Source organism: uncultured Rothia sp. (assembly GCF_937976295.1).
Taxonomy (GTDB): domain Bacteria; phylum Actinomycetota; class Actinomycetes; order Actinomycetales; family Micrococcaceae; genus Rothia.
In genome coordinates, this window is record NZ_CALJRY010000308.1 from 1 (window position 1) to 3,693 (window position 3,693).

Here is a 3,693-nt window from a genome sequence, read left to right on the forward strand (position 1 = left end):
GTGCTGGGCGCGCCTCCTGAACAGGACGAGCAGCAGGAACAGGGCGGGCCTGCGGTGTACGCTGTCGGGGCTGACCGCCAGGAACCTGCAAATGCGACCCCTCAGGAATGCCGCTCTGCTCGGCAAGGTCTTGAGCAACAAACGCCGAACTGAACAGCATGTCTTCCATGGTCCACTCAAGCGGCGGCTGTGCGTTCGGTGCCAGCTGCAGCTTGTCCAGTTCGCGCAGGTGCAGGGCGAGCACATCCACCATGTAGCTGATGACGGCAAGGTTCGGCTGCTCCCCCAGGTTCTTCGGGTAGGCGAAGTGGTAGATGTAGGTGTTGATGTTCTGCCGCTTTTCCAGGGCTTTCGCCGTCTTCTCAACGGAGACGCCGCCGCAGGTAAGATCCGAGAGGCTGTCGAAGGTTGCGGGACCTTCAGAGACACGCACGGTCAGCGGGCGGGAGGGGTCTACGGCGGACTGCTTCGGCCAGAAGATGCCGGGTCGGAATGCCGTCTGCAGGCTGTTGTTGACGACGATTTCCTTCTCGGGTCGCCAGGGCTTCTCATGGTCCACGATGTACTTGCGCGGCATTGCGTAGGTGGTGAATGAGCACGCGAAACTCTGCAGCTCCTCCCCCGCCGGTGAGGAGCTCAGAATGTATGCCTTGGCGCGGTTCCAGGTTTCGCTGTTGCGGACCTTGTTTGCGAACATGGACAGCTTGGTCATGAACCCGTCGACCTTGACGGTGGGTGCGTCGGCGGTGATCAGGTAGATGCGTGCCGTGCCGTACAGCGAGGAGAGCGCGTACTTCTTGTTCGATTCGCCGAAGTTGGTGCCCATGATGAGGTGGCAGGTGGGCGGGTTGACCGGCTCGCCGTTGTAGTAGGGCGTGTAGTCGAAGCCCATGTCGATGACCTGGCAGGATTCTGCGGCGGCGTGGATGCTGTCGAGGGTGAGGCTTTCGTTGGTGGGCGTGCCGTCCGCGTTGTTGAAGGCGATGAAGACGGCGGTGTAGCCGTATGCGGCGCTCTTGGGCTTGTCCAGGGCGAAAGTGTTGCATTGCGGGTGGTGTGCGGCGTACTGCTGCTGGATGTGTGATACGGCGTTGTGCGGCATGGTTACTCCTTGGGGTGTGGTTGTTTATCGGATTCGATTGTGTGGGTGTGTGATGTGTTTTACTGTACGCTACTGCCCTGACAGGCTAAGCGGGTAGGGGCGTATTTTTCGCGATAAATCGCGATGCGGAGGCTGTATTCTCACCGGCGAGCGCGCTCAGCGGCGAGCATGGCGGGGGCTGCGGGCAGAACGGCGGCGGATGGAGGGGCGGAGGGGCGGCGCATCCAACTGTGCGGGCGCGCCGACCCTTCCTCTTGATGGTGTACAGCAAGTACCGTTAGCGCTACGCAGTCTTCTTCAGCGTGTGCTTCACCATTTCGGGTACCAGGCGGGGAACTTCCACCTGGTACGAGGCTACCGCTACTGCATTAGTGTTCAGAGTCCACCAGTCATCAGGCAGCGAGTCAATCCATGCTTCCCAATCCTTCGTACGCCAATCGTATGCGCGCTCCTCATACTCATCCCAGTTATCACCGCCAAGAGCCTCAATAAACAGAGACTTATCTTCCATGGGGTTCGGCTCATAGCCTTCCGGGCGGTCTGCATCCCAGAACTTGATGAACTGACGCCAGTTCTTCTTCGTGATGATGAACGACTCTTCACCATCCGGGCCGAAGCGTTCCTGATCCGCCACGTAGGAGGAATCCTGCACACGCTTCCAGAACGTGGGGACATCAATCTCACCACGCTGCAGCAGATCACCCAGGTACTCGATACGGTCATGCTTCGGGCCAAAAGCACCACGCGGAAAACCATCACCGAAGGGCAGCAGACGGCCAGCACGGTAGTCCTCCATGTTGATGGTCTCCCAAGAGAAGCCGCCCTCCTCCTCGTACTGGTCAGGCTCCAGGCAGGGGTACCAGTCGCTGTCGTACACCATTCGCATCAGCTCAGCTGAACCGTCCTCACCTTCACGGGTGTAACGATCCACCAGGCCAGCACGAACGTACTGCTCCTGTGCCTCAGTCAGATGGTACTGTCCCCCCTTGCGGCGGAAGCCCAGCTTCTCGGTCTCGATACCAAGCTTCAGGCGGCTCTTGTGCACTGCCACAGCAGCTTCAATCGTCTTCTGGCTCAGCGGCATGATCTCCACCAAACGGGTCATCGTCTCGTACGGGGTGACAAGGTTCAGAGTGCGCAGCGTCTCTTCACATCCGCTGGGATCTTCCTTGTACATTTCTTCCTCAATGAAGTCGAGTTTCTTCTTCAGAGGCATGGTCGGAATCTCTTCACGCAGCTTGTTGAGCCAGTCAACAGCGAATTCATCCTCCGGCTCATCAGCGACATGGTCTTCTGCTCGCTTCAGCAGGTACGCCATGTACTCATCCACGTTGAAACGTTCCGTGTACATCGGCTCCATGGCGTCGCAGCGTTCCTTGTTGATCTGGCGACGTTCCTCTTCCAGAGCCTGGTAGTACTCGAGGTCATCCAGGGTCTTCTGCTGCTCTTCGGGGGTGAGGCTGTTCCAGTACTCTTCCTCGGCGATACGGTCCCGCTCGTCCGCATCCGGGGCAGGCTGCTGCGGCAGGCGCAGCGCACCGGGGCGGCCGTACTGACCAGTACCGAAGGCATCCAGGGTGATGGCGCCGTGCTTCTCTTCGCGCAGCGGGTGGTCACAGTTCAGCCACTCACGGGCATCACTGATGCTGATGGGCTTGGTCAGGCGGTACAGGCGCACCTCCTGGTTCAAATCATCCAGGCGCATCTTCTGCTGCTTGAAGGCAGCGCGGGCTTCCTTCTCATCCAGGTACACGTAGATGTAGTCACCACATTCCTGCCACCAGGGCGCATCCAGACGCGGGTCGTCCCAGATGAGTTCCTTGCCGTCCTTGCGCTTGTACCGCGGACGGCCCACCGGCGGGTTGTTCACCTCCTTGCGTCCTCGGTTCACGTGCACGAGGTAGCCGTACACGCCGGGCTCGCCCTCCAGCTCGTTCTTGAGGGTGATGTCGGTGTCCAGGTCTTCGATCACCCAGTGCTTCGCATCGTTGAAGTACTCGATTTCCTCATCGGTCATGTTGTCGAAGAGGGAGCAGTCGAAGAGCATACGGGGGTCCATGAAGGCGCGGTGAGGAGCCTCATCCCCAAAAGCATCCATTACAACGCTAGGAAGGTCCTTCGGAATGCCGTAACGGCGCCACTTATAGGGGTGGATGCTCAGATCCTTCTCCCACGGGGTTTCACCGGTAACACCGGGGGCGCGGGTGTGCATCAGCTCAGCAGAGAGATCCTTGCCCTTGACCTTCACACGGTGCTGCTTTTCGAGAGAGTCATAGGAATAGCGAGCGCGGGCGTTGCGTTCGGCGTGGTACTTCTTCTGATAGGCCTTGTAGCTGGCTTCGGATTCGGGGCTGCGTGCCATGGTGACGATCCTTTCTCGCGGGGTGCACTGGGAGGCTGCGGTGCTCTCAGCGCGTGGGCTGCGGTGCTTCTGATACCAGAGTAGGGCGGACCCCTGACACGATAAGCGGGGCGGGATTTACCCCCGGGTAAAGCACAGGCGACCCACGAGAACGGCGAATACAAGAACGGCGAGAAGCCACATGTGTTTCGAGAAGCCACCAAAGAAGTGGCTTTTCGAAACACATGTG

The 3,693-nt window shown here is 59.5% G+C and carries 2 protein-coding genes; both read right to left on the reverse strand.

The window, feature by feature from the left end; translation table 11 throughout:
- Positions 1 to 1,102, reverse strand: a 1,102-nt coding sequence (locus tag Q0216_RS08205; protein WP_298594434.1) for a histidine kinase, incomplete at its 3' end; no start/stop codon positions are given.
- A 283-nt stretch (positions 1,103 to 1,385) separates the two neighbouring features.
- On the reverse strand, positions 1,386 to 3,464 hold the full coding sequence (locus Q0216_RS08210; protein WP_298594435.1) for a hypothetical protein: 2,079 nt from the start codon (positions 3,462 to 3,464) through the stop codon (positions 1,386 to 1,388).
- Between the last annotated feature and the right edge of the window lie 229 nt (positions 3,465 to 3,693).